This is a genomic window from Allobosea minatitlanensis (assembly GCF_964020775.1).
The window spans coordinates 1,282,433-1,307,823 of record NZ_OZ224509.1 but is presented as its reverse complement, the minus strand read 5'-3'; the positions used below and the strand labels follow the sequence as shown (position 1 = coordinate 1,307,823).

The 25,391-nt window shown below is 71.0% G+C and carries 22 protein-coding genes; 5 read left to right on the top strand and 17 right to left on the bottom strand.

The genetic code is table 11. The features are described 5' to 3' along the window. Window positions 1-53: 53 nt before the first annotated feature. The 7 genes from rfbA to ACWH43_RS06255 form a co-directional block, all read right to left on the bottom strand. Complete coding sequence (rfbA, locus tag ACWH43_RS06285) at window positions 54-941, bottom strand: glucose-1-phosphate thymidylyltransferase RfbA (RefSeq protein ID WP_260347608.1); 888 nt, start codon at window positions 939-941, stop codon at window positions 54-56. Then, window positions 938-1,831, bottom strand: coding sequence for a dTDP-4-dehydrorhamnose reductase (rfbD, locus tag ACWH43_RS06280; protein WP_260347607.1), 894 nt, complete (start codon window positions 1,829-1,831; stop codon window positions 938-940). Before rfbD ends, rfbA begins: the two co-directional genes overlap by 4 nt. Before the next feature lie 13 nt (window positions 1,832-1,844). Beyond that, on the bottom strand, window positions 1,845-2,402 hold the full coding sequence (gene rfbC / locus ACWH43_RS06275; protein ID WP_260347606.1) for a dTDP-4-dehydrorhamnose 3,5-epimerase: 558 nt from the start codon (window positions 2,400-2,402) through the stop codon (window positions 1,845-1,847). 14 nt (window positions 2,403-2,416) lie between these two features. After that, on the bottom strand, window positions 2,417-3,490 hold the full coding sequence (rfbB, locus tag ACWH43_RS06270; RefSeq protein WP_260347605.1) for a dTDP-glucose 4,6-dehydratase: 1,074 nt from the start codon (window positions 3,488-3,490) through the stop codon (window positions 2,417-2,419). 37 nt (window positions 3,491-3,527) lie between these two features. Further along, window positions 3,528-4,946, bottom strand: a complete 1,419-nt coding sequence (locus tag ACWH43_RS06265) for a mannose-1-phosphate guanylyltransferase/mannose-6-phosphate isomerase (protein ID WP_158444903.1) — start codon at window positions 4,944-4,946, stop codon at window positions 3,528-3,530. Window positions 4,947-5,094: 148 nt separating this feature from the next. Further along, window positions 5,095-6,537, bottom strand: a complete 1,443-nt coding sequence (locus tag ACWH43_RS06260; RefSeq protein WP_158448269.1) for an undecaprenyl-phosphate glucose phosphotransferase — start codon at window positions 6,535-6,537, stop codon at window positions 5,095-5,097. Window positions 6,538-6,657: 120 nt separating this feature from the next. After that, a complete protein-coding gene (locus ACWH43_RS06255) occupies window positions 6,658-8,004 on the bottom strand; it encodes a UDP-glucose dehydrogenase family protein (protein WP_158444901.1) in 1,347 nt (448 codons plus the stop codon). Between the two features lie 277 nt (window positions 8,005-8,281). Here ACWH43_RS06255 and ACWH43_RS06250 point away from each other — a divergent pair, with 277 nt between their 5' ends. The 3 genes from ACWH43_RS06250 to araD all read left to right on the top strand — a co-directional run bounded on the left by ACWH43_RS06250 (window position 8,282) and on the right by araD (window position 12,628). Beyond that, window positions 8,282-9,709 carry a phosphomannomutase gene (locus ACWH43_RS06250; RefSeq protein ID WP_375796979.1) on the top strand — a complete coding sequence of 476 codons (1,428 nt, stop codon included), beginning with the start codon at window positions 8,282-8,284 and terminating at the stop codon, window positions 9,707-9,709. Window positions 9,710-9,802: 93 nt separating this feature from the next. Further along, entirely contained in the window at window positions 9,803-10,831 is a 1,029-nt protein-coding gene (locus ACWH43_RS06245) for an NAD-dependent epimerase (protein ID WP_158444899.1), read from the top strand. Between the two features lie 66 nt (window positions 10,832-10,897). Further along, window positions 10,898-12,628, top strand: coding sequence for an L-arabinonate dehydratase (araD, locus tag ACWH43_RS06240; RefSeq protein ID WP_158444898.1), 1,731 nt, complete (start codon window positions 10,898-10,900; stop codon window positions 12,626-12,628). A gap of 19 nt (window positions 12,629-12,647) precedes the next feature. Here the strand turns inward: araD and ACWH43_RS06235 are convergent, their stop codons facing one another. Continuing rightward, window positions 12,648-14,042 carry a DUF2793 domain-containing protein gene (locus tag ACWH43_RS06235; protein ID WP_260347603.1) on the bottom strand — a complete coding sequence of 465 codons (1,395 nt, stop codon included), beginning with the start codon at window positions 14,040-14,042 and terminating at the stop codon, window positions 12,648-12,650. Between the two features lie 200 nt (window positions 14,043-14,242). Here ACWH43_RS06235 and ACWH43_RS06230 point away from each other — a divergent pair, with 200 nt between their 5' ends. Further along, window positions 14,243-14,617, top strand: a complete 375-nt coding sequence (locus ACWH43_RS06230; RefSeq protein WP_158444896.1) for a VanZ family protein — start codon at window positions 14,243-14,245, stop codon at window positions 14,615-14,617. A 219-nt stretch (window positions 14,618-14,836) separates the two neighbouring features. Next, window positions 14,837-16,285: an undecaprenyl-phosphate glucose phosphotransferase gene (locus tag ACWH43_RS06225; RefSeq protein WP_260347602.1), complete on the top strand. Its 1,449-nt coding sequence runs from the start codon at window positions 14,837-14,839 to the stop codon at window positions 16,283-16,285. Between the two features lie 49 nt (window positions 16,286-16,334). On the opposite strand, the gene ACWH43_RS06220 is transcribed toward ACWH43_RS06225, so the two are convergent. The 9 genes from ACWH43_RS06220 to ACWH43_RS06180 all read right to left on the bottom strand — a co-directional run bounded on the left by ACWH43_RS06220 (window position 16,335) and on the right by ACWH43_RS06180 (window position 25,334). Then, window positions 16,335-16,928, bottom strand: a complete 594-nt coding sequence (locus ACWH43_RS06220; RefSeq protein ID WP_158448268.1) for a WecB/TagA/CpsF family glycosyltransferase — start codon at window positions 16,926-16,928, stop codon at window positions 16,335-16,337. Between the two features lie 548 nt (window positions 16,929-17,476). Beyond that, the gene (locus ACWH43_RS06215) at window positions 17,477-19,030 is read right to left on the bottom strand and encodes a DHA2 family efflux MFS transporter permease subunit (protein ID WP_158444893.1); all 1,554 of its coding nucleotides are present in this window, start codon (window positions 19,028-19,030) and stop codon (window positions 17,477-17,479) included. A 12-nt stretch (window positions 19,031-19,042) separates the two neighbouring features. Further along, on the bottom strand, window positions 19,043-20,299 hold the full coding sequence (locus ACWH43_RS06210) for an HlyD family secretion protein (RefSeq protein ID WP_158444892.1): 1,257 nt from the start codon (window positions 20,297-20,299) through the stop codon (window positions 19,043-19,045). Further along, complete coding sequence (locus ACWH43_RS06205; protein ID WP_260347601.1) at window positions 20,292-20,771, bottom strand: MarR family winged helix-turn-helix transcriptional regulator; 480 nt, start codon at window positions 20,769-20,771, stop codon at window positions 20,292-20,294. Before ACWH43_RS06205 ends, ACWH43_RS06210 begins: the two co-directional genes overlap by 8 nt. Before the next feature lie 86 nt (window positions 20,772-20,857). Beyond that, entirely contained in the window at window positions 20,858-21,847 is a 990-nt protein-coding gene (locus ACWH43_RS06200) for a PfkB family carbohydrate kinase (protein ID WP_158448267.1), read from the bottom strand. Window positions 21,848-22,065: 218 nt separating this feature from the next. Continuing rightward, window positions 22,066-23,655 carry a copper resistance CopC/CopD family protein gene (locus ACWH43_RS06195; RefSeq protein ID WP_158446491.1) on the bottom strand — a complete coding sequence of 530 codons (1,590 nt, stop codon included), beginning with the start codon at window positions 23,653-23,655 and terminating at the stop codon, window positions 22,066-22,068. A 73-nt stretch (window positions 23,656-23,728) separates the two neighbouring features. Continuing rightward, on the bottom strand, window positions 23,729-24,241 hold the full coding sequence (locus tag ACWH43_RS06190) for a YcnI family copper-binding membrane protein (RefSeq protein ID WP_158446490.1): 513 nt from the start codon (window positions 24,239-24,241) through the stop codon (window positions 23,729-23,731). A 322-nt stretch (window positions 24,242-24,563) separates the two neighbouring features. After that, on the bottom strand, window positions 24,564-24,956 hold the full coding sequence (locus tag ACWH43_RS06185) for a hypothetical protein (RefSeq protein ID WP_158446489.1): 393 nt from the start codon (window positions 24,954-24,956) through the stop codon (window positions 24,564-24,566). A gap of 234 nt (window positions 24,957-25,190) precedes the next feature. Next, window positions 25,191-25,334, bottom strand: a complete 144-nt coding sequence (locus ACWH43_RS06180) for a hypothetical protein (RefSeq protein ID WP_260347600.1) — start codon at window positions 25,332-25,334, stop codon at window positions 25,191-25,193. Between the last annotated feature and the right edge of the window lie 57 nt (window positions 25,335-25,391).

Here is a 25,391-nt window from a genome sequence, read left to right as displayed (position 1 = left end):
TCGCGGCTTCCGCCTTTTGTGTGCCGGGTCCCGCCCGCGCTGTCCGCAGCGCCTCAGCGCTGGCTGCCGCTGGCGATCTCGGCGGCGATCCTGACGAGATAGCGCCCGTACTCGCTCTTGGCGAGATCGGCTCCCAGACGCTCGAGCGCCTCGGCGCTGATCCAGCCCTGCCGGCAGGCCGTCTCCTCCGGGCAGGCGATGCGCAGATCCTGGCGGCTCTCCAGCGTCCGCACGAACTCGCCGGCCTGGAGCAGGCTGTCGGGCGTGCCGGTATCGAGCCAGGCGAAGCCGCGCCCCATCGTCTCGACCGAAAGCTCGCCGCGCTCGAGATAGGCCCGGTTGACGTCGGTGATCTCCAGCTCGCCGCGCGGCGAGGGCTTCAGCCCGGCCGCGATCTCGACCGCCTGGCCGTCGTAGAAATACAGCCCCGTCACCGCCCAGTTGGACTTGGGCGCCTTCGGCTTCTCCTCGATCGAGACGGCCTTGCCGGCACCGTCGAAGGAGACCACGCCGTAGCGCTCGGCGTCGCGCACCTGATAGGCGAAGACGGTCGCGCCCCTGCCGCGCCGCGAGGCCGCCCGCATCATCTCCGCCAGGCTGTCGCCATAGAACAGGTTGTCGCCCAGGATCAGCGCCGAGGGGTCCCGGCCGACGAAATCGGCGCCGATGAGATAGGCTTGCGCCAGCCCGCCCGGATGCGGCTGCTCGGCATAGCGCAGGCTCAGCCCCCAGGCCGCCCCGTCCCCCAGCAGCCGCCGGAAATGCGGCAGGTCGTTCGGCGTCGAGATGATCAGGATCTCGCGGATGCCCGCCTGCATCAGCGTGTTCAGCGGGTAGTAGATCATCGGCTTGTCGTAGACCGGCAGAAGCTGCTTCGAGATCGCCAGCGTCATCGGATGCAGCCGCGTGCCGGCGCCTCCGGCCAGGATGATCCCCTTCATGCTCCCTGCTCCGCCGCGATCAGGCGCTCGACGCAATCCCGCACCGAGCCGCGCCAATGCGGCAGCGCGATGCCGTGCGCGGCGGCGAGCCTGCCGCCGTCGAGGCGCGAATTCGCCGGGCGCCGGGCCGGGGTCGGATAGGCCGATGTCGGGATCGGCCGCACCGCGACCGGCTTGCGGCCGAGCGCGGCGGCATCGGCGAACAGCGCTTCCGCCAGCCCCGCCCAGCTCGTCTCGCCCTGCCCCGACATGTGGAAGACCCCGCGCAGCGACGGATCGCCGGGGCGCGCCAGCAGGTTGCGCGCGACCCCGAACACCGCCTCGGCAATGTCGAGCGCGCTCGTCGGGGAGCCGAACTGGTCCGCCACCACCGCGACCTCCTCGCGCGTCTCGCCCAGCCCCAGCATGGTGCGCACGAAATTGCGCCCGAAGGGGCTGTAGACCCAGGCGGTGCGCAGGACGGCGTGGTTCTCCGTCGCCGCCGCGACGGCACGCTCGCCCGCCAGCTTGGAGCGGCCATAGGCGGAGATCGGGCCGACCGGGTCCTCCTCGCGATAGGGCCGGTCGAGCGCCCCGTCGAAGACGTAGTCGGTCGAGATCTGGATGACCGGGATGCCGAGAGCGGCTGCCGCGCGCGCCGCTTCGCCGGCCGCCTCGCCGTTGACGCGCATGGCGAGGTCGGGCTCGCTCTCGGCCTGGTCGACCGCCGTATAGGCGGCCGCGTTGACGATCACGTCGGGTCGCGCCGCGCGCAGCGTCGGCGCGACCGTCCGGGGGATGGCGAGGTCGAGCTCCGGGCGGCGGAGCGCGACGATCTCGACGCCGGCCGGCACGCGCTCCAGCATGGCGCGGACGATCTGGCCGGTCCAGCCGGTGACGACGATCCTCATCGCGGCGCCCTGCTCATGCGAAGAACGGCAGCAATTCGGACAGCCGCGGATGCTTGCGGTCCTTGTCCGAGAGCGTCAGCGCCTCGGCCGGCAGTCCCCAGTCGATGCCGAGTGCCGGATCGTCGAAGGCGAGCCCCTCGTCGTTCTCCGGCGCATAGGGCGCCGTGACCTTGTACTGCACTTCCGTATCGGGCTCGAGCGTGACGAAGCCATGGGCGAAGCCGACAGGCACCAGGAGCTGCCGGCCGTTCTCGGCCGAAAGCTCGACCGCGACATGCTTCCCGAAGGTTTCGGACGAGCGCCGGATATCGACCGCCACGTCGCGGATGCGTCCGCGCGTGCAGCGCACCAGCTTGTCCTGCGCCGCCGGCGGCGACTGGAAATGCAGCCCCCGCAGCGTGCCGGCCGCGGCCGAGAGCGAATGGTTGTCCTGCACGAAATCGAGCTCGATCCCCGCCTCGGCGAAGGCCTTGCGGCTCCAGGTCTCGCAGAAGAAGCCGCGATGGTCGCCGAAGCGCCGCGGCGTGACGATCTTCACATCCGGCAACGCGCTGTTCTCGACCAGGATCATTCCGTCCGTTCCCTTCAACCGGCGCCCAGCCGCTCGCCGCGATAGACCCCGGAGCGGATATCGCCCCACCAGCCCGGATTCGCCAGATACCAGGCGACGGTTTCGCGCAGGCCCGTCTCGAAATCATGGCGCGGCTTCCAGCCGAACTCGCGCCCGATCTTGCCGGCGTCGATCGCGTAGCGCGCATCGTGCCCCGGCCGGTCGGTGACGAAGCTGATCAGCCGCTCGCGCGCTCCGGCCGGGTCGGGCCTGATCTCGTCGAGGATGGCGCAGACGCGCTTCACCACCGCCAGATTGCTCATCTCGCTGTTGCCGCCGATGGCATAGGTCTCGCCCGGCCGGCCGCGCTGCGCCACCGCGAGCAGCGCCTCGGCATGATCCTCGACATAGAGCCAGTCGCGCACATTGAGGCCGTCGCCATAGACCGGCAGCGCCTTGCCCTCCAGCGCGTTGAGGATCATCAGCGGGATCAGCTTCTCGGGGAAGTGGTACGGCCCGTAATTGTTGGAGCAGTTCGTCACCAGCACCGGCAGGCCGTAGGTATGGTGCCAGGCCCGCACGAGATGGTCGGAGGCCGCCTTCGAGGCCGAATAGGGCGAGTTCGGCCGGTAGGCCGTCTCCTCGTGGAAGAAGCCCTCCGGCCCGAGCGAGCCGAAGACCTCGTCGGTCGAGATGTGATGGAAGCGGAAGCGCGCCCGCGCCTCGCCCTCCAGCCCGCGCCAGTGGCGCAGCACCTCCTGGAGCAGGGTGAAGGTGCCGACGATATTGGTGTCGATGAAGGCGGCCGGCCCGTCGATCGAGCGGTCCACATGGCTCTCCGCCGCCAGATGCATCACGATATCGGGCTGGAATCCGGCCAGGATCGCGCGCATCCGCTCGCCCTCGCCGATATCGGCCTTCTCGAAGCGGTAGCGCTCGCTGCCCGCGGCCGGGGCGAGCGAGGCCAGGTTGCCGGCATAGGTCAGCTTGTCGACGACGCAGACCCGGTGCCCGGTCTCGCGGATCAGCCGGCGCACCACCGCCGAGCCGATGAAGCCCGCCCCGCCCGTCACCAGGAATTTCAAGGGTCTGTCCGAGGGTGTGTTCATGAGCGCACTGTCTTCCCTTGCCGGTCGGTCGCGACGCTCACGTCCGGGCGTAGACGTCTTCCAGCCGGACGATGTCGTCCTCGCCGGTATAGCTGCCGACCTGGACCTCGATCAGCTCGAGGTCGATCTTGCCGGGATTGGCCAGGCGGTGGGTGCAGCCGATCGGCAGATAGATCGACTCGTTCTCGTGCACATGGCTGACCTGGCCGTCCAGCGTCACCTCGGCCGTGCCGCGCACCACGATCCAGTGCTCCGAGCGGTGGAAATGCTTCTGAAGGCTCAGCTTGCCGCCGGGCTTGACGTTGATGCGCTTGACCTGGAAGCGCGCGCCGAGATCGATGCGCTGGTACCAGCCCCAGGGCCGGTACATCCGCAGATGCTCGGTGGCCTCGGGCCGGCCCTGCCGCTTGAGCTGCTCGACCAGCGCCTTGACCCGGCCCGCCTCCGATTTCGGCGCGATCAGGACCGCGTCGCGCGTGGCGATCGCGACGATGTCCTTCACGCCGATGGCGGTGAGCAGCATGTCGTCGCTGCGCAGCAGGGAATCGGCGCTGTCGACGGCGACGACCGGGCCCTGCAGGACATTGCCGGCCGCATCCTTGCCCGCCACGGCGTGAAGCGAATCCCAGGCGCCGATATCCGACCAGTCGAAGCCCGCGGCGAGGACCCCGGCCTTCTCCGTCTTCTCCATCACGGCGTAGTCGATCGAGGTCTTCGGGATCGTCGCGAAGGCGGCCGGGTCGAGCCGGACGAAATCGAGATCGACCGTCGCCGCCGCGATGGCCGCGCCCGCGCCGGCGAGGATCTCCGGCGCGAAGCGCTCCAGCTCCTCGATCATGGTCGCGGCCGCGAAGACGAAATTGCCGCTGTTCCACAGGAAGCCGCGCCCGACATAGCCGCGCGCCGTCGCCTCGTCCGGCTTCTCGACGAAGCGGGACAGGCGGCTGGCGCCCTCGCGGCCGAGCGCAGCGCCCGGCTCGATATAGCCATAGGCCGGCGACGGCGCCGTCGGCACGATGCCGAGCGTCATGATCAGCCCGGTCGCCGCCAGCGCGGCGGCGCTCGTGCAGTCCGCCCGGAAGCGCGCCGCGTCCAGGATGACGTGGTCGGCCGCGAGCGCGACCGCGACGGCGGCCGGGTCCTGCCGGCGGGCGAGCAGCGCGCCGATCGCGACGGCGGCGGCCGAATCCCGCCGCTCCGGCTCGAGCACGATCTCTCCGGCGATGCCCAGCGCCTGCATCTGCTCGGCGACGACGAAGCGGAACTCCTGGTTGGTCACGACGATCGGGCGCCCGAAGGGCTCGCCCTTCACCCGCAGCAGCGTCGCCTGGAAGGTCGACAGCCCGTCGTCGAGGAGCTGGATGAACTGCTTCGGCATGGAATCGCGCGAGACCGGCCACAGCCGCGTTCCGGCGCCACCGGCCATGATCAGGGGCGTGATGCTCGCGTTCGTCATGTGTCCGTTCAACATGGCTGATGCCGGCTCCCGATCGGCGGCCCGGGATGGGGCGCCGCGCGGGCCCGCCGGCCGGGATGGCGCGCTTCGCCGCGCCCGATAGCTGCCCCACCGGCACGGCATCGTCAACGGCCGGGTCCGGCGATGGTCAATAACTATGCTTGAGGTCGAGCAGCGTCGTGACGGTGCGGGCGATGATCCGCAGGTCGAGCCAGAGGCTCGCATTCTCGACATACCAGAGGTCGAGGCGCACGCGCTCCGCCATGCTGTCGATGGTCGGGGTCTCGCCGCGGCTGCCATTGACCTGCGCCCAGCCGGTCAGCCCCGGCTTGACGTGCTGGCGATAGGGATAGTCGCCGATCAGCTTCTCGTAATGGGAATCATGCGCGAGCGCATGCGGCCGCGGCCCGACGATCGACATCTCGCCGCGCAGGACGTTCCAAAGCTGCGGCAGCTCGTCGATGCTCAGCCGGCGCAGCCAGCGCCCGACCCGGGTGACCCGCTCGTCATGGCGCGAGGCCTGGCGGATGCTGTCGCCGTTCTCCATCACCCGCATGCTGCGGAACTTCAGGATCCGGAACGGCCGGTTGTTGAAGCCGTTGCGGGTCTGCCTGAACAGGACCGGGCCGGGGCTGTCGAGGCGGATCGCCAGCGCGACGAGCAGGAGCAGCGGCGCGATCAGCAGCAGGACCGTCCCCGCCAGGGCGAGATCGAGTCCCCGCTTCAGCGCCCGCTCCGCCACCGACATCGGCGCCCGGTGCATCTCGACGGCGACCACGTCGCGGGCGAAGCGCTGGCTCGGCCGCATCACCAGATCGCCGAGCTGCGGGTCGAGCACCAGCCGGACCGGCAGGGGCAGGATCCGCAGGCCGGCGACGACCTGCTCGGCCAGCGCGAAGCGGCCCGGCCCGAGCGCGACTACCACCTCGTCGATGGCGGAGCCGCGCAGCCGCGCGACGGCGCCGGCGAGGGCGGCCGCCAGGGCCGCCGGCTCGCGGCCCACCTCCGGCGGCAGCCTGAAGCTCGCCGCCACCGAAAGCCCGTAGGGCGCGAGCTTCTGCGCCAGCGCCGAGCGGTCGAGCGTCTCCGCGTCGGCCACGAGGGCGATGCGCCGGGTGGCGAACTTGCCGTTCTGGAGCGCGCGCCGCATCCAGCCATGCCAGCGGAAGCGCAGCGCCGCGACCAGGGCGAAGCCGATGAGGACGAAGGAGATCGTCGCCGCGCGCGAGACCATGTGCCCGGCCTTGAAGGCGAAGCCGAGCGCGGTCAGGAAGGCGGTGATGGCGATCCAGAACGCCAGCGCGTTCGAGACCTGCCACAGCGGCCGCAGCAGCGCGACCGGCCGGTAGAGCCCGCGGATCTGCATCAGCAGCACGAACAGCACCGCGAACAAGATCCCCAGCCCCGCCGAATCCGGCATGAAGGCGAAGGCGCCGTCGCGCAGGAAGCCGCAGGCCGCGCCGCAGACGAGGCTCGCGCCCGTGACGACCGCCAGATCGGCGATCGCCGCGACATGGCCGGCGCGGTCGTAACGGAACCGGCTTCCGCGCTCGCGGCGCAGCGCGCCGTCGGCGACAAGATTCATCGCCATGGGACGCCCCGGCTGCCTGTCGAATGTCGCGCGCTGGTTACGCTCTCTTAACCATCCTTTCAACAGGCGAAAGCGCGACTTTTCGTTGCCGGCGGCGGCGAGGCCTCCCGGTCGGCCGCGTCAGGCCGCGGCGGTCTTCGCGCCCGGCTGCGGCGGCTGGCTGCCGCGCCCGACATCGAGATAGGTGAAGCCCTTGGCGCGCACCTGCTCCGGCCGGTAGACATTGCGCAGATCGATCAGGACGGGGGCGGCCATCGCCTGCCTGACGCGGTCGAGATCGAGCGCGCGGAAGATGTTCCATTCCGTCACGATCACCGCGGCGTCGGCGCCGGCGACGCATTCATAGGCGTCGGAGCAATAGACCACGCCGGCGGGCAGCGTCGCCCGGGCCTGCTCCATGCCCTCCGGATCGAAGGCCCGGACCGTCGCGCCGCCGTCCTGCAGGGCCGTGACGATCGCGATCGAGGGCGCATCGCGCATGTCGTCGGTGTTCGGCTTGAAGGTCAGCCCGAGCACGGCGATGGTCTTGCCGCGCACCGAGCCGCCGCAGGCGGCGACGACCTTGCGGCCCATGGCGCGCTTGCGCTGGTCGTTGACCGCCGCCACGGTCTCGACGATGCGCGCGGGCGTGCCGTAATCCTGCGCCGTCTTGATCAGCGCCAGCGTGTCCTTGGGGAAGCAGGAGCCGCCATAGCCGGGGCCGGCATGCAGGAACTTCGCGCCGATGCGGTTGTCGAGCCCCATGCCGCGGGCGACGTCCTGCACATTCGCGCCGACCTGCTCGCACAGATCGGCCATCTCGTTGATGAAGGTGATCTTGGTCGCGAGGAAGGCGTTGGCGGCGTATTTGGTCAGCTCGGCCGTGCGCCGGCTGGTGTTCAGGATCGGGGCGCTGTTGAGGTAGAGCGGCCGGTAGACCTCGGCCATCAGCGCGCGCGCCCGCTCGTCCTCGGCGCCGATGACGATCCGGTCCGGGCGCTTGAAATCCTCGATCGCGGCGCCCTCGCGCAGGAATTCCGGATTGGAGACCACGGCGAATTCCGCGTCCGGCCGCAATTCCCGGACGATCCGCTCGACCTCGTCGCCGGTCCCGACCGGCACCGTCGATTTGGTGACGATCACCGTATAGCCGTCGAGCGCCTGGGCGATCTCGCGGGAAGCCGCATAGACATAGGACAGGTCGGCGAAGCCGTCGCCGCGCCGCGAGGGCGTGCCGACCGCGATGAAGACGGCGTCCGCCTTCGAGACCGGCCCGGCGAGATCGGTGGTGAAGGTCAGCCGCCCCGCCGCGGCGTTGCTGCGCACCAGCTCGGAGAGGCCGGGCTCGAAGATCGGGATCTCGCCGCGCTTCAGGGCGGCGATCTTGCTGTCCTGCTTGTCGACGCAGACCACCTCATGGCCGAAATCGGCGAAGCAGGCCCCGGAGACGAGTCCGACATATCCGGAACCGACCATCACGATCTTCATCTTTGCCTCCTGGAAGCGGGCGCTTCGCCGCCGCGAAGTAGCATGATCGGCCGGTCGGGCCAAACCGGTTCGCCCTTCCTGAACCGGCGCCGGGCGAGAGCGACAGGCGCGCGGCGTGACAGCGCCGCGACGGGCGCGCGCGATCGTCGCGCGTCCTTCCGGATGCGGCAACGATGATCTATCTCATTGCTGCTGCATCGGATTTTTCCGAAAAGCGGATTCCACTTCTCGGTCCGATGCTCTAGGCTCGCCGCGCCTGCCACTCCCGCCTGAACCGATCGTGATGACCAGCCTGAAATTCGGAACCTCCGGCCTGCGCGGCCTCGTCGGCGAGCTCGCCGGCCTGCCCGCCTACGCCCATGTCCGCGCCTTCTGCGCGATGCTGCGCGAGGACGGCGCCGCCGGCCCGGGGGGCGAGGTGCTGATCGGCCGCGACCTGCGCGCCTCGAGCCCGCTGATCGCCGCGCAATGCGCGCAAGCCGTCGCCGATGCCGGGCTCGTCCCGATCGATTGCGGCGCCCTGCCGACGCCCGCCCTGGCGCTGGCGGCGATGCGGCGCGGCGCGCCCGCCATCATGGTGACCGGCAGCCACATCCCCGACGACCGCAACGGGCTGAAATTCTACCGCGCCGCCGGCGAGATCGACAAAGCCGACGAGGCCCGCATCCTCGCCTGGCATGCGAAGCTCGCCCTCGCCGCCCTGCCCGAAATCTCCACCGATCCGGCGTCCGAAGAGGCCATGGCCGCTTACCGCGACCGCTATGTCGCCTTCTTCGGGGAGCGCGCGCTGGAGGGGCTGACGATCGGCGTCTACCAGCATTCCTCGGTCGGCCGCGACGTGATCTGCGACATCCTCGCCGCGCTCGGCGCCAGCCCCGTGCCGCTCGGGCGCAGCGAGCGCTTCATCCCGGTCGACACCGAGGCGCTCAGGCCGGAGGACGAGGCGCTGGCGCGGCAATGGGCCGGGGAGCGCAAGCTCGACGCCATCGTCTCGACCGATGGCGACGCCGACCGCCCCCTCGTCGCCGACGAGGCCGGCCGCTTCCTGCGCGGCGATCTGGTCGGCGCCCTGACGGCGCGCTTCCTCGGCGCCGACGCCATCGTCACGCCGGTCACCTCGAATTCGGCGCTGGACCGCCCCGGACTGTTCGCGACGGTCGTGCGCACCCGCGTCGGCTCGCCCTATGTCATCGCCGGCATGGCGCAGGCGGCGGCCGAGGGCGCCGGCATCGTCGTCGGCTTCGAGGCCAATGGCGGCGTGCTGCTCGGCTCCGAGGTCGTGCAGGAGGGCCGCCGCCTCGCCGCCCTGCCGACGCGGGACGCGCTGCTGCCGATCCTGTCGACGCTGGCGCTGGTCAAGCGCGAAGCCGGGCCGTTGAGCGCCATCGCCGCGCAAGCCCGCTTCGCCATCGCCCTGTCGAACCGGCTGCAGGAGGTTCCCCAGGACAGGACCCTGGCGCTGATCGAGCGGCTCGACGCGCAGGACCCCGCCTTCCGCGACGAAGCCTTCGCCAGCCATGGCGGCGTCGCGGCGCGCGACCGGCGCGACGGCCTGCGGCTGACGCTCGGCAACGGTGCGACCGTGCATTTCCGGGCCTCCGGCAATGCGCCGGAGCTGCGCGTCTATGTCGAGGCGCCGACGCCGGAGGCGGCCGAGGCCCTGCTCGCCGAGAACCTCGCCTTCGCGGCGGCGCAGACGCGCTGAGCCCGCCGCCCGGCGCCTTGCCAAACCCGGCGAAGCGCCTCACTACGGGTCCGACCGCGCGACATCTCGCGTTCCGTGCCGGCAGGATTTCGCTTGGACAGAGACAGGCCTTTCGAACGGGTTCTCCTGACGGGCGCCGCCGGCTTCGTCGGCTTCCACGTCACCCAGGCGCTGCTCGACGCCGGGGTGACGGTGCTCGGCCTCGACAATCTCACGCCCTATTACGACCCGGCCCTGAAGCAGGCGCGCCTCGACCGTTTGCTTCCCCGCAACGGCTTCTCCTTCGAGCCCACCGACATCGCCGATTACGACGCCGTGCAGGCCGCCTTCGCCGGCTTCCGCCCGCAGGTGGTGATCCATCTCGCCGCGCAGGCCGGCGTCCGCTACTCGCTGGAAAACCCGCGCGCCTATGCCAGCGCCAATCTCGACGGCTTCCTCTCCATCCTCGAGGCCTGCCGGCACAACCCCGTCGACCATCTGGTCTACGCCTCGTCGAGCTCGGTCTACGGCGCCAACGCCAAGGTGCCCTTCAGCGAGCATGACGGCGCCGACCACCCGGTCTCGCTCTATGCCGCGACCAAGCGCGCCAACGAATTGATGGCGCATTCCTATTCGCATCTCTACGGCATCCCGACCACGGGCCTGCGCTTCTTCACGGTCTACGGCCCCTGGGGCCGGCCGGACATGGCCTATTTCAAGTTCACGAAGGCGATCCTCGAAGGCCGGCCGATCGACGTCTATGCGGAAGCCGGGATGAGCCGCGACTTCACCTATGTCGACGACATCCGCGAGGCGATCGTGCGGCTCGCCGGCAGGCCGCCGGCGCCGGACCCGGATTTCGATCCCGCACGGCCCGACCCCGCCACGGCCGCGGCGCCCTTCCGCCTCTACAATATCGGCAACCACACCCCGGTCCGGCTCGACCGCTTCATCGCGGTGGTCGAGGCGGCCTGCGGGCGCAAGGCGATCAAGCGCCATCTGCCGGCCCAGCCGGGCGACGTGCCGGCGACCTATGCCGACGTCTCCGACCTCGCCGCCCGCGTCGGCTTCAGCCCCGATACGCCGATCGAGCATGGCATCGCGCGCTTCGTCGACTGGTATCGCTCGTTTTACAAGGTCTAAACTCGCGGCAGACGAAGCGGAGCCGGCGCCTGCCGAAGCTCCCGCCCAGGACCCGAGGAAACGACCATGTCCCGCCCCCGCAAGACGCCCGAGACCCTGCGCAGCTTCCGCTGGTTCGGCACGAGCGACCTGCGCTCCTTCGGGCACCGCTCGCGCACGCTGCAGATGGGCTTCTCGCATGAGGAGTTCATGGGCAAGCCGGTCATCGGCGTCATCAACACCTGGTCCGAGGTCAACCCCTGCCACACCCATCTGCGCGACCGCGCCGAGGCGGTGAAGCGGGCCGTCTGGGCCGCCGGCGGCTTCCCGGTCGAGATTCCGGTGATGTCGGTCTCCGAACAGTACCAGAAGCCCACCACCATGCTCTATCGCAACTTCCTGGCGATGGAGACGGAGGAATCGATCCGCTCCCACCCGCTCGACGGCGTCGTGCTGCTCGGCGGCTGCGACAAGTCCACGCCGGCCCTGATCATGGGCGCCTGCAGCGCGGGCCTGCCCTTCATCTTCGTGCCGGCCGGGCCGATGCTGCGCGGCAACTGGGCCGGCAAGGTGCTCGGCTCCGGTTCCGACGTCTGGAAATACTGGGCCGAGAAGCAGGCCGGCAACATCACCGACGAGCAATGGCGCGACATGGAAAGCGGCATCGCCCGCTCCTACGGCACCTGCATGGTGATGGGCACGGCCGCGACGATGATGAGCCATGCCGAGGTGCTGGGCCTGACGCTGCCGGGCGCCTCCGCCATTCCCGCCGCCGATTCCGCCCATCCGCGCATGGCGGCGATGGCCGGCAGGCGCATCGTCGAGATGGTCTGGGAGGATTTGACGCCCGACCGGATCCTGACGCGCAAGAGCTTCGAGAACGCGCTGATCCTGCATATGGCGGTCGCCGGCTCGACCAACGCCATCATCCATCTCGTCGCCATGGCCGGCCGCGCCGGCGTGAAGCTGACGCCGGACGATTTCGACGCCTTCTCGCGCGAGGTGCCGGTGATCGCCAATCTGCGCCCCTCCGGCGATTTCCTGATGGAGGATTTCTTCTATGCCGGCGGGCTCCCCGCCTTGCTGAAGCAGCTCGAAAGCAAGCTCCACACCGACGCCATGACGGTCACCGGCAGGCCGCTGGCCGAGACCATCGCGCTCGCAGAAGTCTATGACGACAACGTCATCCGCCCGCTCGACCGGCCGGTCTCGACCGAGAACGGGCTCGCCGTGCTGAAGGGCAATCTCGCGCCCGATGGCTGCGTGATGAAGCCCTCCGCCGCCGAGCCGCGGCTGCTGAAGCATGCCGGCCCGGCCCTGGTCTTCGAGGATTACGACGCGATGATGCGGGCGGTGAACGACGAGGCCCTCGACGTCACGCCCGACCATGTCATGGTGCTGAAGAATTGCGGCCCCGTCGGCGGGCCGGGCATGCCGGAATGGGGCATGCTGCCGATCCCGAAGAAGCTGCTGAAGCAGGGCGTGCGCGACATGCTGCGCATCTCGGATGCGCGGATGAGCGGCACCAGCTACGGCGCCTGCATCCTCCACGTCGCGCCGGAAGCCTATATCAAGGGGCCGCTGGCGGCGGTGCGGACCGGCGACGTCATCAGCGTCGACGTCGAGGCGCGCAGCATCTCCGTCGACCTCTCCGATGCCGAGATCGCCGCCCGCCTCGCCGCCTGGACGCCCCCGGACCGCGACTATCCGCGCGGCTGGGGCCGGATGTCGGCGGCCCATATCCGCCAGGCCGACAAGGGCTGCGACTTCGATTACCTCGAAGGCACGGCGAAGATTCCCGAGCCCGAGATTCACTGAGGGCCACGGCCCCGCCGCCTCACAGCTCCGCGTCGAAGGCGATGCCGTCGAAGGCCGCGCGCACCCGCCCGAGCGCCTGCGCCGTGACATAGGCATGGGCCAGCTCCGTCGAGGCCGCGACGAGGCCGCGATCCGTACCCTGGACGTTGACCTCCTGCGAGACGGCGTAGCTCACATTCGGCGTCGCCCGCATCGGCACCGGCAGCGCCAGGGTCTGGCGGGCTGTCGCGGCGGCGGCCTGATAGGCGTCGACCAGCACCGTGCCGGCCGGCCGCCAGTGATAGCGCCGGCACAGCATCTGCTCGGCCGCGAGCGGGCGGGCCGTCCAGTGGCTGGCGATGCCGCCCGGCTCCAGCTTGACCCGCGCGAAGCTCACCGCCCCCGCCGCGGGCGCCAGGCCGAGGGTGAGGACGCCGCTGTCGCCGGCGGCGAGCGTCAGCGTGACGGAGCGCCGCCCCGCGCCTGGCGTGATCGTGCCCGATCGGCTCCCGAGGGTGACCGCGAGATCGCCGCCGCTCAGCCCTTCGACCGAGAGCGTCAGCGGCAGCTCCGCGAAGGAGGCCAGCCCCCAGGCCGCCGGCTCGACCGGCTGCACGACGGCGCCGGAATTCAGCGTCACCGTGAAGCCGGAAACCGAGAGGTTCGCGCCGCCCGCCCCCGCCTTCCAGCGGTCGAAGCCATAGGCGCCCGCGGCGAGCGCGCCGCCGGCGAAGCCGCGCTGGTTGATCCGCATGTCGCCATTGACCAGCAGGTTCTGCCCCGCCGCCCAGGGCGAGCCGGGCAGCGCGACGGCCCCGCTTGCCCGGTCGACGGCGATCGCCTCGTGCCAGGCCGAGCCGTCCGGGCTGACCTTGACCCGGAAATCCTCGTCGCCGGCCAGGCCGAACTCCGCCCGCCCCGACCAGTCGCTCTGGAACAGCAGGCTCGCCGTCGCGCCGGAACCGGCCTTGTTGATCTTGAGGCGGTGGTCGCTGCCGGCGTGGTTGAACAGGCTCGCCTCCGCGGAAACCGCGAGCCTGTTGGTCTCGTCCGCCGTGGCGTTGACGCCCCATTTTTCCGCGCCGAGGCCGCTGAGCGGGCTGGCGCGGCGCCATTCCGCCCCGGTCCAGAGATTGTGCTCGGCCTCGTCCGCGACCCAGGCCTGCCAGCCGGTGCGCGGCGTCAGGAAGCTCCAGCCGCCATCCTCGAACAGCGCCACCTGGTCGGTCCGCCCGGCGAAGGCGCCGGTGCCGCCGGCCGGCACGATATAGGCGGAAAGCTCGCCCGGGCTGGCCGGCGGCGCCGCCTGCGTCCGGCTGTCGACGACGAGATGGACCAGCGCGTCGAGGCGCATCAGCGCGTCGTTATGGGTGACGTGCTTCTGCGCCTGCCCGGCGGCGAGCAGCGGCAGCAGCAGACGGGGCGTGACGGTCATGGAGCCTCGCGGGGATGGTTCGTTTCGAGACAGGATGATGCCGCCCCATGCGCCGCCGGGGATAAGTTTCGCGCTCAAGCCGCCGCGGCCGGCGCCGGCCGGCGAGCGCCGGGAATTGCCATGTCCGCCGGGTCGGCGCATAAACCGCCCGCTGCACCGCCTTTTGCGCCTTGCGCCCGAAGCTTCCGGATTCCGCCTTCTTGACCGATCCTCTCGACCGTCTGCGCCGCCTCGCCACCGTTTTCGGCTGGGGAGCCCTGCTCGTCATCCTGTTCGCGACGCTGTCGCCGCTCGACCTGCGCCCCCATATCCCGACGGCCGGCGCCGATATCGAGCGCTTCCTGGCCTATCTCGCGGCCGGCGGCATGCTGGCCTTCGCCTATCCGCGCCAGCGCTGGCTCGTGCTGGCCGGGATGGTGCTGCTCGCGGTCGGGCTCGAATGGGCGCAGACCCTCGAGCAGAGCCGCCACGGCCGGCTTCAGGATGCCGGGGTCAAGGCGCTGGGCACGCTCGCCGGCGGAGCCCTCGCCACGGGTCTCGACCATCTCGCCCGGCGCCTGCGCGGCGCCGCCTGAGGCGGCGTTCCGAAACGGCACAGCCGCGCGCCCCCCGTCCCGCGCCCTCTCCCTGCCCGCCCCGTCCCGGACGCCGCTCCCCGGAAAAAGCATCGATCCGGGTCATCTTCCCCCGGCATGGCTTTTGCCGTGGCCCGCACGACGCTCGCATCCCCGTCCTCCGGCCCAAGCGGGCGGACCGGCCAAGGCTGCGGCGGGGACTGCTGGGACGGATTGAAGATGAGCGTTGATCACCTGGGGCGCGTCGCGCTGGCTCGGCCGCGCCGCAAGGCCGGCCACTGGCGCCATTGGCTGGGGCCCGCGACGGCGCTCTGCGACATCGCCGTGGTCGCCGGCCTGGCCTATGCCGCGACCGTGGCCAACGACCTCGTCCATTACGGCGTCCTGAGATGGGACGGCCCGGCGCGGGAGCTCGCCGGCATGCTCGCGGCCCTGTTCCTCTTCGTCAACCTGATGCGCGGGCGCTATCGGATCGAGCGCTACCTCTCGCCGCGCGGGCAGTTGACCGCCGCCTTCTCGGCCTGGAACATCACGCTGGTGGCCTTCCTGGTGCTGCTGTTCCTCGCCAAGATCGCGGAGCACTATTCGCGGGCCGCGATCCTGGCGACCTATCTCGCCGGCATCCCGGCGGTCGCGCTGTTCCGCTCGGCCATCGCCGCCCTGGTCGCGAGCGGCAACCGTTCCGGCCGGCTGACCGCCGAGCGCATCTTCCTGATCGGCCGGGAGAAGGAGGTCATGGCCTTCGTCTCGCGCGCAAAACCCTGGAACGCCGGAACCGCCATCGTCGACCTCGCCTTCCTGCAGCCGACGCCGGCGGGCCGCGATCCGCGGGCCGCGCTCGCCGCCGATCTCGCCGCCGCCGCCGCCAGTTGCCGGGCCAAGCGGCCGGACGCCGTCTTCATCGCCGTGCCCTGGTCCGAGCACGAGACGATCGAGGCCTGCGTCGACGCCTTCATGACCATGCCGGTCGCCATCCATCTCGCGCCGGAGCGGATCATGAGCCGGTTCGAGCGGCCGCATGTCGTCAGCGCCGGCGGGCTGCCGAGCCTGCGCCTGACGCGGGCGCCGCTGTCGCCGGCCGAGATCGCCTGCAAACGCGGCTTCGATATCCTCGCCGCCTCGCTCGCGCTCGTGCTGCTGGCGCCGCTATTGCTGCTGATCGCCCTGGCGATCCGGCTGGATTCGCCCGGGCCGGTCCTGTTCCGGCAGCGCCGCCACGGCTTCAACCAGGAGACCTTCCGCATCTTCAAGTTCCGCAGCATGACCACGACCGAGGACGGGGCGGTGATCGCGCAGGCGCGGCGCAACGATCCGCGCGTCACCGCCGTCGGGCGGGTCCTGCGCCGCTACAATCTGGACGAGCTGCCGCAATTGCTGAACGTGCTGGCGGGCGACATGTCGCTGGTCGGGCCGCGTCCGCACGCCCTGGCGCATGACCGGGAGTTCCAGCGCAAGATCGCGCTCTATGCCCGCCGCCACAACGTCAAGCCCGGCATCACCGGCTGGGCCCAGGTCAACGGGCTGCGCGGCGAGACCGACACCGACGAGAAGATGGCCGATCGGGTCGCCCACGACCTCTGGTACATCGACCACTGGTCGTTCTCGCTCGACCTCCTCATCCTGTTCCGCACGCTGTTCAGCCCGAAGGCCTTCCGCAACGCGGTCTGAGCGCCGGCTTCACGCGCGAACGCGGCGTCCCGTGACGGTGAAGCCCGCCCTACAGCGCGTTCGAGCGCAGCCGGCGCCCCGGCAGGCGCGGCGCGCCCGCCCGGCCCGCGCCGGCGGCGGGCGCCGCGCGCTGGAGGAGCTGGCGGGCGAGGATGCCGGAGAGGCGGGCGAGGCCGGCGAGCTCGCCGAAAGCCCGGCCGATCGCCGGCGGCAGCTTCGCCGTCAGCCGGGCGAGGCCCGCCGCCCCCGGCTGCGTGGCGAGGTAGCGCGCGAAGGTGCCGGGCAGGTTGACCAGCCCGATATGCAGGCCATGCGCCGCGAATTCCGCGATCAGCGCGCGATGCCGCCGCGGCGCCAGATCGGCGATGACCAGATCGGGCTTGCAGGCGGCGATATGGGCGAGGATGCCGGGGCCGGCCGGCCCGGAGAAATCGGCGTCGCAGACGCCCGCCAGGCGCAGCCGCGGCCGGCGCGACCGGAGCCGGCGCCGCAGGGCATGGATCGTGGCGCTGTCGCCCCCGAACAGGAAGACGGCCTCGCCCGCCTGCTCGCTGCGGCGCAGCGCCTCCTGCAGCCCGGTGTCGCGCTGCACGAGATCGGCCCGCAGGATGCGCTCAATCTGGTCCTCGATCGAATCCGGCATCGTGCTGTCCCCTCGTTCGAGACGGGGCCGGTCCGCGGCGACCTCGCATCGCCGCCGCCGGAGGCCGCCTCCCGGGACAGGAAGCGGCGCCTTTCTTAAAACTTCAGCTACCCTCTTCTCCCGCCGCCCCGCCCGAACGACCGATTTTGGCGCAACCGCTGCGACGCCGCGGCAGCCGGGCGCAGCGCCGCCTCAGCGTGGCGCCCTCCCGACCGCGCCGAAGGTCCGGGCCAGCGCGCCGGCGGCTAGGCGAAGCCGCGTCAGAAACGCGGCCGCAGACGGCCAGAGGCCGGCGAGACGGCCCAGAACCGTCCCTCCCGCCGGAGCGTGGTTGTCGTTGGCCGGCGCCGGAACGAACCGTGCGGAAGGCATCCGGATCGGCGTCGCAGTCCGTGGCCGGACACGCATCGATCGCATGGGAACCAACTCTCAGCGTTAGCGAAACGTAAAGAGGTTACTCCCGCAACCGGTCCAAGGCGAGAGCCGAATCGGCGGAAACCGGACCCGGCCGGGCGGCCGCGGGGCCGGATCATGCCGCTGCGGCGGCGCTATTCCATCACCATCGCGTGATCGTCGGCGCCGGCCGCCTGCTGGCGCGGCGTGCGCAGCAGCGCCAGGAAGGGCAGCGCCGCCAGGCACAGCAGCATCAGCAGCTTGAAGTCGTCGACATAGGCGATGATCGTCGCCTGCCGGGTGATGACCTCGTCGAGCGCCGCCCTCCCCGCCAGCGTGGTCGGATCCCAGGCATGCTTGATCGCCGGCGTCTCGAAGATCCGGTTGAACGGCGTCACGTAATTCGCGATCTCGGCATGGTTCACCTGCACGTTGCGGGTCAGCAGATAGCTCACCAGCGAGATGCCGACGCTCGAGCCGATATTGCGCGAGAGATTGTAGAGGCCGGTGCCGTCGCCGCGATATTCGGCCGGCAGCGTCGCGAAGGTGACCGTCGTCAGCGGCACGAAGAGCAGGCCGAGCCCGCCGCCCTGGACGAAGCCGGTCAGCATGATCCGCTGCTGCGACACGTCCGGCGTCCAGCCGGCCATGTCGTACATCGCCCAGGCGCTGACGAGGAAGCCGAGCCCGAGCAGCAGGCGGGTGTCGACCTTGCCGATCAGCCGCCCGACCACGAACATGCAGGCCATGGTGCCCAGCCCCCGCGGCCCCATGACGATGCCCGCCGTCACCACCGGATAGCCCAGCAGCGTCTGCAGGAAGGGCGTCAGCAGGGCGAGCGAGGCCAGGTAGCAGATGCCGACGATGAAGATGAAGATCAGGCCGACATTGAAGTTCCGGTCGAGGAACATGCGCGGCTTGATGAAGGAGTTCCGCGCCGTGAAGGTGTGCACGACCAGGATGTAGAGCGCCGCGACGCAGACCGTCGCCTCGACGATGATCTCGAGGGAATCGAACCAGTCGAGCTGCGCGCCGCGGTCGAGGAAGAGCTGGAGCGCCGCGATCGCCAGGCTGAGCGCGCCGAAGCCGATCCAGTCCAGCTTGGCGAGCGCGCTCGATTTCGTCTCGGTGACGAAGATCGAGACGCCGGCCAGTGCCAGGAGGCCGAGCGGCAGGTTGATGTAGAACACCCAGCGCCAGGAGATGTTCTCGGTCAGCCAGCCGCCGAGCACGGGCCCGAGCACGGGCCCGACCATCACCGAGACGCCGAACAGCGCCATCGCCGAGCCCCGCTCCTCCGGCGTGTAGATGTCGAGCAGGATGCTCTGCGACAGCGGCACGAGCGCGGCGCCGAAGAAGCCCTGCAACAGGCGGAACCCGACGATCTGCGGCAGCGACTGCGCCGCGCCGCACAGGATCGAGGCGGCCACGAAGCCGATGATCGCGACGGAGAGCACGCGCTTGCGGCCGAAGCGCGCCGCCAGGAAGCCCGAGGGCGGTGTCATGATCGCCGCCGCGACGATGTAGGAGGTCAGGACCCAGTTGATCTGGTCGGCGCTCGCGGAGACGCTGCCCTGGATATAGGGCAGCGCGACATTGGCGATGGTGGTGTCCAGCGCCTGCATGATGACGGAGAGGATCACGCAGGCGGTGATGGCGCCGCGATTGGCGACGGGCGTGGTCCCGGCCGCGACGGTGGCGCTCGCCATGGCTGGCCTCGCTTACTTGCTGTTCTTGCTCTTGCCGAAGGCGTCGGTGACGAAGCCGGGCAGGCCGCGGGCATGGCCTGTGTCGACATCGAGCGTCACGCTCATGCCGGCACGCAGTTGCGGCTCGTCGGCTGGCGTCTCGATCTTCACCCGCATCGCGATGCGCTGCACCACCTTGACCCAGTTGCCGCTGGTGTTCTGCGCCGGCAGCAGCGAGAAGCTCGCCGCCGAGGCCGGGCTGATGCTGTCGACCGTGCCCTTCCAGACCGCGCCCGGATAGGTGTCGACATAGACCTCGGCCGCCTGGCCCGGCTTCACCCAGGTCAGCTCGGTCTCCTTCGGATTGGCCTGGATCCAGACATGCTCGGTCGAGACCAGGCTGAAGGCGGTCGTCGCCTCGGCGAGATACTGCCCCTTCTGCAGGGACGGCACATTGGTGACGACGCCGTTCATCGGCGCGCGCACCGTGGTGTGGTCGAGCTGGCGCTGCGCCTCGGCCCGCGCCGCCACGGCGTCCTTGTAGCGGGGATGCTCCTCCACCGGCGCGTCGGGCGTGCCGTTGAGGTTGGCGGCGATGCCGGCGAGCTGGTTCTCGAGCTGGGCGAGCTTCAGCCGGGCGCCGTCGAGATCGTGCTTGGCCTGGTCGTAGGTGGCCTGTGACGCGACCGACTTGGTGGCCAAATCCTGCTGGCGCTTGAAGGCGGTCTCGTAGAAGGCGATGTCGGTATGGGCCTGCTCGATCTGGCTCTGCATGCCCTTGTAGCTGGCCTTCAGCGCCTCCAGATCGTTGCGGACCACGCCGACCTGCGCGTCGGCCCGCTCCAGGGCGAAGCGAAACGGCTTGTCGTCGAGCCGGAACAGCACGTCGCCGGCCTTCACCGCCTGGTTGTCGCGCACGTCGATCTCGCCGACGATCCCGGCGACATCGGTCGAGATGCCGACGATATCGGCTTGGACATAGGCGTTGTCGGTCGACATCACCTGCCCGCCGACGACGTAGTAATAGCCCCCGGCGAGCAGCGCGAGCGGCAGGAGCGCGAAGAGCACGCGGCGGGTGCGGTTGCGCCGGCGCGGGGGCGGCGCCGAAACGGCCTGCGGCGGCGGCGCCGGCTGCGTCTCCGCGGTGTCCTTGGCGACGGTCTCGGCCGGCGGGGCGGTCCTCGGCTCGAGCCGCCTGATCTCCGTCACATTGCCGGCGGCGCCGGGCGCGGCCGCGTCCCGCCCGGCGGGCGCGACCGCCGCTTCGGCCTTTCGTGCTGAATCATCCATTTCGGGCCTGCCTTTCAGTCGCCGGCGTCTGGCAGGCGGCCGTGAGATTCGCTTTCATCCGTTCCAGCGTTCCGAGCAGTTGCGCCCGCTCGGCGGCGGGAATGTCGCCGAACGCCTCCGCCCGGGTCAGCTCGCCGAGCGCCCGCATCTCCTCGAGCTTCGGCCCGGCCCTGTCGGTCAGATAGAGCTGCCAGACCCGCCTGTCGGTGGCATGCGGCCGGCGCTCCGCCAGCCCGCAGCTCTCGAGCTTGTCAAGGATGCGGCCGACGGTGATCGGCTCGACCTCCATCAGCTCGGCCAGCATGCCCTGCTGGATGCCGGCATTGCGGTCGAGATAGGCGAGGACCTGCCATTGCGAGCGCGTCAGCCCGAAATCGCGCGCATGCTGCTCGAAGCGCTTGCGGAGAAGGCGCGCCACGTCATGGAGCAGGAACCCCACGGTCGGCGGCGGCATCTTAGGCTTGCTGGTCATAAGCATCTATATAATATCTGCGCTTATGCCCGCCAAGCGCCGCGAAACCCGGCGAGGCGGCAGCGCCTGCGGCGCGATGTCGCGGCTCACGAGCCTGCGGGCGGTAACCCGTCCGGCTCAGCCGCCGGACCCGCGCCGAGAGCCGCCCGGACGTCCTCCTCGCGCGGCAGGTCGGCGCCTCGCCGTGTGACCGTGACCGCCGCCGCGGCGGCGGCGTGGGCGAGCAGATCCGCCAGCGCCGGCCGGTCGAGCGCGGCGATGGCCGCCGGGTTCAGCCGTCCCGTCCCGGAAAGCCGCGCCAGGAGCGCGGCGTGGAAGCTGTCGCCGGCGGCGACGGTATCGGCGACCGCCACCGCATGGCCGGGCACGGAGACCTGTCCGGCCCGGCAGAATCCCGTCGCTCCGCGCGCGCCCTCGGTGATCGCCACCAGGCTGGCGCCGCGTTCCAGCCAATAGGCCGCGGCCTCGCCGGGCGAGAGCCGGCCGTCCCAGGCGATCCGGACGTCCTCGTCGCTCGCCTTGACGATGGTCGCCACCCGGTAGAAGCGCTCCGCCGCCTCGGCCCAGCGGGTCATGTCGCCGACCGCCATCGGCCGCAGATTGGGGTCGACGCTGATGACGCGCCGGCCGGCCTCGCGGGCGGCGAGAGCGGCCAGCGCCGAGCCGACGGGCTCGACCGCCATCGTATAGGAACCGAAGGCCAGCGCCTCGACCTCCGCCGGCAGCGCCGCAGGCAGGTCGGCGGGCGCGAGCCAGCGATCGGCGGCGCCCTCGCCGTGGAAGGAATAGCGCGGCTGCCCGTCTGCCGCCGTGACCACGGCGGAGATGGTGGTCGGCCGGTCGCTGCGGACCAGGAAGCGCCCGTCGACGCCCTCCTCGGCCAGCCGCTGCGCCAGGAAGGCGCCGAAGCGGTCGCGCGACAGCCCGCCGAGGAACCCCGCCGGCACGCCGAGACGCGCCAGGCCGATCGCGAGATTGAAGGGCGAGCCGCCCGCCACGATCCGCGCCGGCATCTCCCCGTCCTCCGGCGCGGCGACGAACAGGTCGACGAGCGCTTCGCCGCAAACCAGAATCATGGATGTCGTTCTTTCCTAACAGCACCGGCCCGAGAAGCGGAGCGCGGTTTTCGGGAAAAGCCGACGCAAGATCAAAGAACCGGAGTATCGGCTGAAAACGATATTCAGCCCGATACTCTAAACTCTAGGCGCGTGGGCAGGCCGGAGAGAGATGAAGCGATGCCCGTCCGCACGGCAACCGATTTCACGCGGCGCGGTTTCGGATACGCCCTCGGGCCTCAGGGCCGGATCACGACGCTGTCCCTGATCCGGCGCATCTCGAAATCGGAGATCAGGATTTCGAGCTCGACCTCCCAGCGGCCGGGCACCGGCAGGGTCAGGTCGTCGACCCGCCAGACTCCGTCCGCTCCCCGCTGCGCCCGCCGCTCGATCGGCTCGATGCCCGCCGCCGGATTGCTGAAGCTGATGCCGAGCTCCCTGGCCGGCAGCGGGCCGAACGCGCCGTCCATCAAAACGACGTCGACCGCAACCGGGCCGGCGCGGCCGGGCGAGACGGTGACGTCCGCCATCGCCTGCAAGGTGTGGATATGGACCGAGGCCGGCTGCGCCTGCGCCGCGGCGATCGCCCGCGGCGGCGGCGTGAAGCGCCAGAGCGCGGCGGTGCCGAAGACCGCGACCAGCACGGCAAGCTCGACGGCGATCACCTGCCGCATCAGGCGCGCGGCCGGCCGGTCGCCCGCCTCGGCGCGCTGCGTCAGGCGCCAGCGGTTGAACCCGGCCAGCAGGAATGCGAGCGCGACCAGGAACAGCTTCGCCAGCAGGACGCGGCCATAGGCCGTGGCCAGCAGGGCCGCGGGCGTCCCGACCTGCACCAAGGCGAGGACCGTGCCGCTGAGCAGCAACAGGGCGACCACCGGCGCGATGCCGCCGGAGAAGCGCCGCAGCGCGCCGCCGCCGGCCTGCCCGCGCAAGGCGAAAGCGAGCGGGACCAGCGCGCCCGCCCAGGCGGCGATCATGCTCCCGTGCAGGAACACGGCCGGGCGCATCAGCCATTGCGGCTGGGCCGCGCTGGCATGGCCGCTGCTGGCGAGGGCGAGGCCGGCGAGCAGCACGGAGGCGGCCCCGGCGCCTGCCGCGGCCTTCCCCGGCAACCAACGGCCGGCCAGAGCGGCGGCCAGGGCCGCCGCGGCGAGGACGACCGTCCAGACATAGCTGGTCGCGGCGGCGGCCTTCCAGACGGCCGGCTGGGCGAAGGCCCCGACGGAAGCCCCGAGGGCATCGAGGCCCTGCGCGCCCAGGGCGACGGGCAGGCTGGCGAGGCCGAGCACGGCCATCGCGGTCGCGAACCGCCCGGCTCCGGCCGTGAGCGGGCCGAGCCAGGCCCGGCTGGCCGCGGCGCCGCAGCCCAGGAACAATCCGAGATAGAGCCCGAGGCGGCTGAGCCAGACCAGCAGCCGCACGCTCCGGTCGATCGGCTCGTCGGTCGCGGGCGCGCGGCCGCCGGGCGCGCCGATCGAGAACACCAGGGCCCCGCCGACGGGATGGCCGTCCTCCGAGACGACCCGCCAGCTCAGCGTGTAGGTGCCGTTCGCCAGGCCGGCCGGAGGCGAGATCACGAGCGTGCTGTCCTTCAGGACGAAACGGTCGAGCGTGCGCGCCGCGCCGTCCGGCCCGACCAGCCGCAGCGCGAGCGGGGAGACCGGCTCGCTGAAAACGAGCTCGATCCGCCCGGGGGCCGCGGCCAGGACGCTGCCATCGGCGGGCGCGGCGCTGTTCAGGGCCGCATGCGCCAGGGCCAGGGTCGGCATGCCGAGGCAAGCCAGCAGCACGAGCAGGGACAGGATGGGGCGGCGGAACCAGGAGGGCATGGCTTGTCCTTGCGGCGGAGCGCAGGACGCGCTCCGCCGCGATGGGGTCATTTCAGGGGGGCACTTGGCGGAGTCACTTGGCGGGAGTGAGCTTCACGCCGGGAGCCGGGAACTTGTAGTCGTCGGCGACCTTGCCGGCGGCGGGGATCTCGATCCAGCGTTCGACCGCGCCGCCCTCGCATTCCTGCACGACCGGCACATAGAGCGTGGTGTCGGCCTTGAGGTCCCTGGTCAGGTAGCCGCGCAGCACGAACTCGTCATAGTGCTCGTCGAGCAGCCTGCCGCCGCTCCAGACGACTTCCTTCACGCCCTCGGAGGTCGGCGTGCCGTAATAGTCGTAGGACTTGTCGTACTTGCCCTTGACGGTCTCGAGGGTCCAGCCGGATTTCGGCATCGGCTTCACGGCGATGACGCCTTCCGGGATCCGCACGCGGATCTTCGTCGTGGCGGCACCCTTGCAGCCATGGGGCACGCGCAGCACCGCCTTGTAGGTCGAACCGACGGGGGCGGACTGGGTTTCGAGCGTGACATGGGCGAAAGCCGGCCCGGCGGCGAGAAGGCCCGCGAGGGCGAGAAGATGCTTCATGGCGTTGGTCCTTGGTTGAGGGCGGCCGTTTCGGCGGCCGGGTTGCGGCGGGCGCGCGGCCCGCCGGATGGGGAAAGTCGAAAGCGGGCGAGCGTGAAAGGCACGCTCATGCTTCAGCCCTTCAGCCGGGCCGGAGCCCGGCGACCTTCAGCGGGACGGCGAGCGCGCCGGTCGCGAAGCAGCCCGCGAGGCGAGCCAGGAGATGGGATGGCATGGCACCGGATTCCGCGCCGTCACGGCGTCGGACCGGGCAGGCAGCGCGTCACGACACCGGCGGCAGGCTGAAGGCGGCCGTCGCGGAGCCGTGGCGCCGGACGGCGGTTCAGGCGCGGGCGGGCGGTGCGCGCGGATTGCCGGGAGAATGGTCGGAGAGGAATCCGACGGGCCGGTCAAGCCGGCGGGCGAAGGCGACCAGATCGACCGGCCGATGCACCAGGAGCTGCGATCCCGGCTGGCCCGGATCGGCCCCGACGAGCATCGGGCAGCCGGCCGTGCAGCAGCCCATGCCGGCATGATTCTGCGACTTGTCGTGGTCGCCGCCGGAGGGAGCGGTATCGTCCGGCGCGCAATGCGCCAGCGCCAGCGTGCGGTCGAACGAGAGCGCGTTGGCATGGGCCCCGGCCGCGAATCCGGCGAGAAGGGCCTGGACCACGAGCAGATAGGCCGCGAAAATCGCGACCCAGCTTCTCACCCGTGCTCCGCTGCGATGGCTCAAGGCATCGACCTCCGACGCTTCGATAGCACCGACGCGGCTCGGATCAAATGGGCTTGGCGCACGCAACGGCGGAACGGCCGGCGCCTTGTCGCCGCAGGGCGCCCCCGGGACGGCTGCCATGACGCGGCTCAGGCCCGGACGGCCGAAGAGCGTCCCGTTCGGCGATATCGGCGCATGATCCGCCACCGTCATGCCGATGGCATGGGCATAGGCGACGATGGCGACGACGATCGTCTATTGACCGCGGTCAGCGCGCCCCTCCTGGACGATGCCGAGCAGGACGTTGATCAGGAGCAGCGCGCCGACCATGCCGACCTCGAGAAGCACCGGATGGCGGACGATCCGGTCGGGGCCGAACCGATGGGGCGGATGGTGCAATCGGGTCCCCTGGCTTCCGCCTGCGCCCGGCAGCTCGCAGGAAGCGCAACGGCGCAA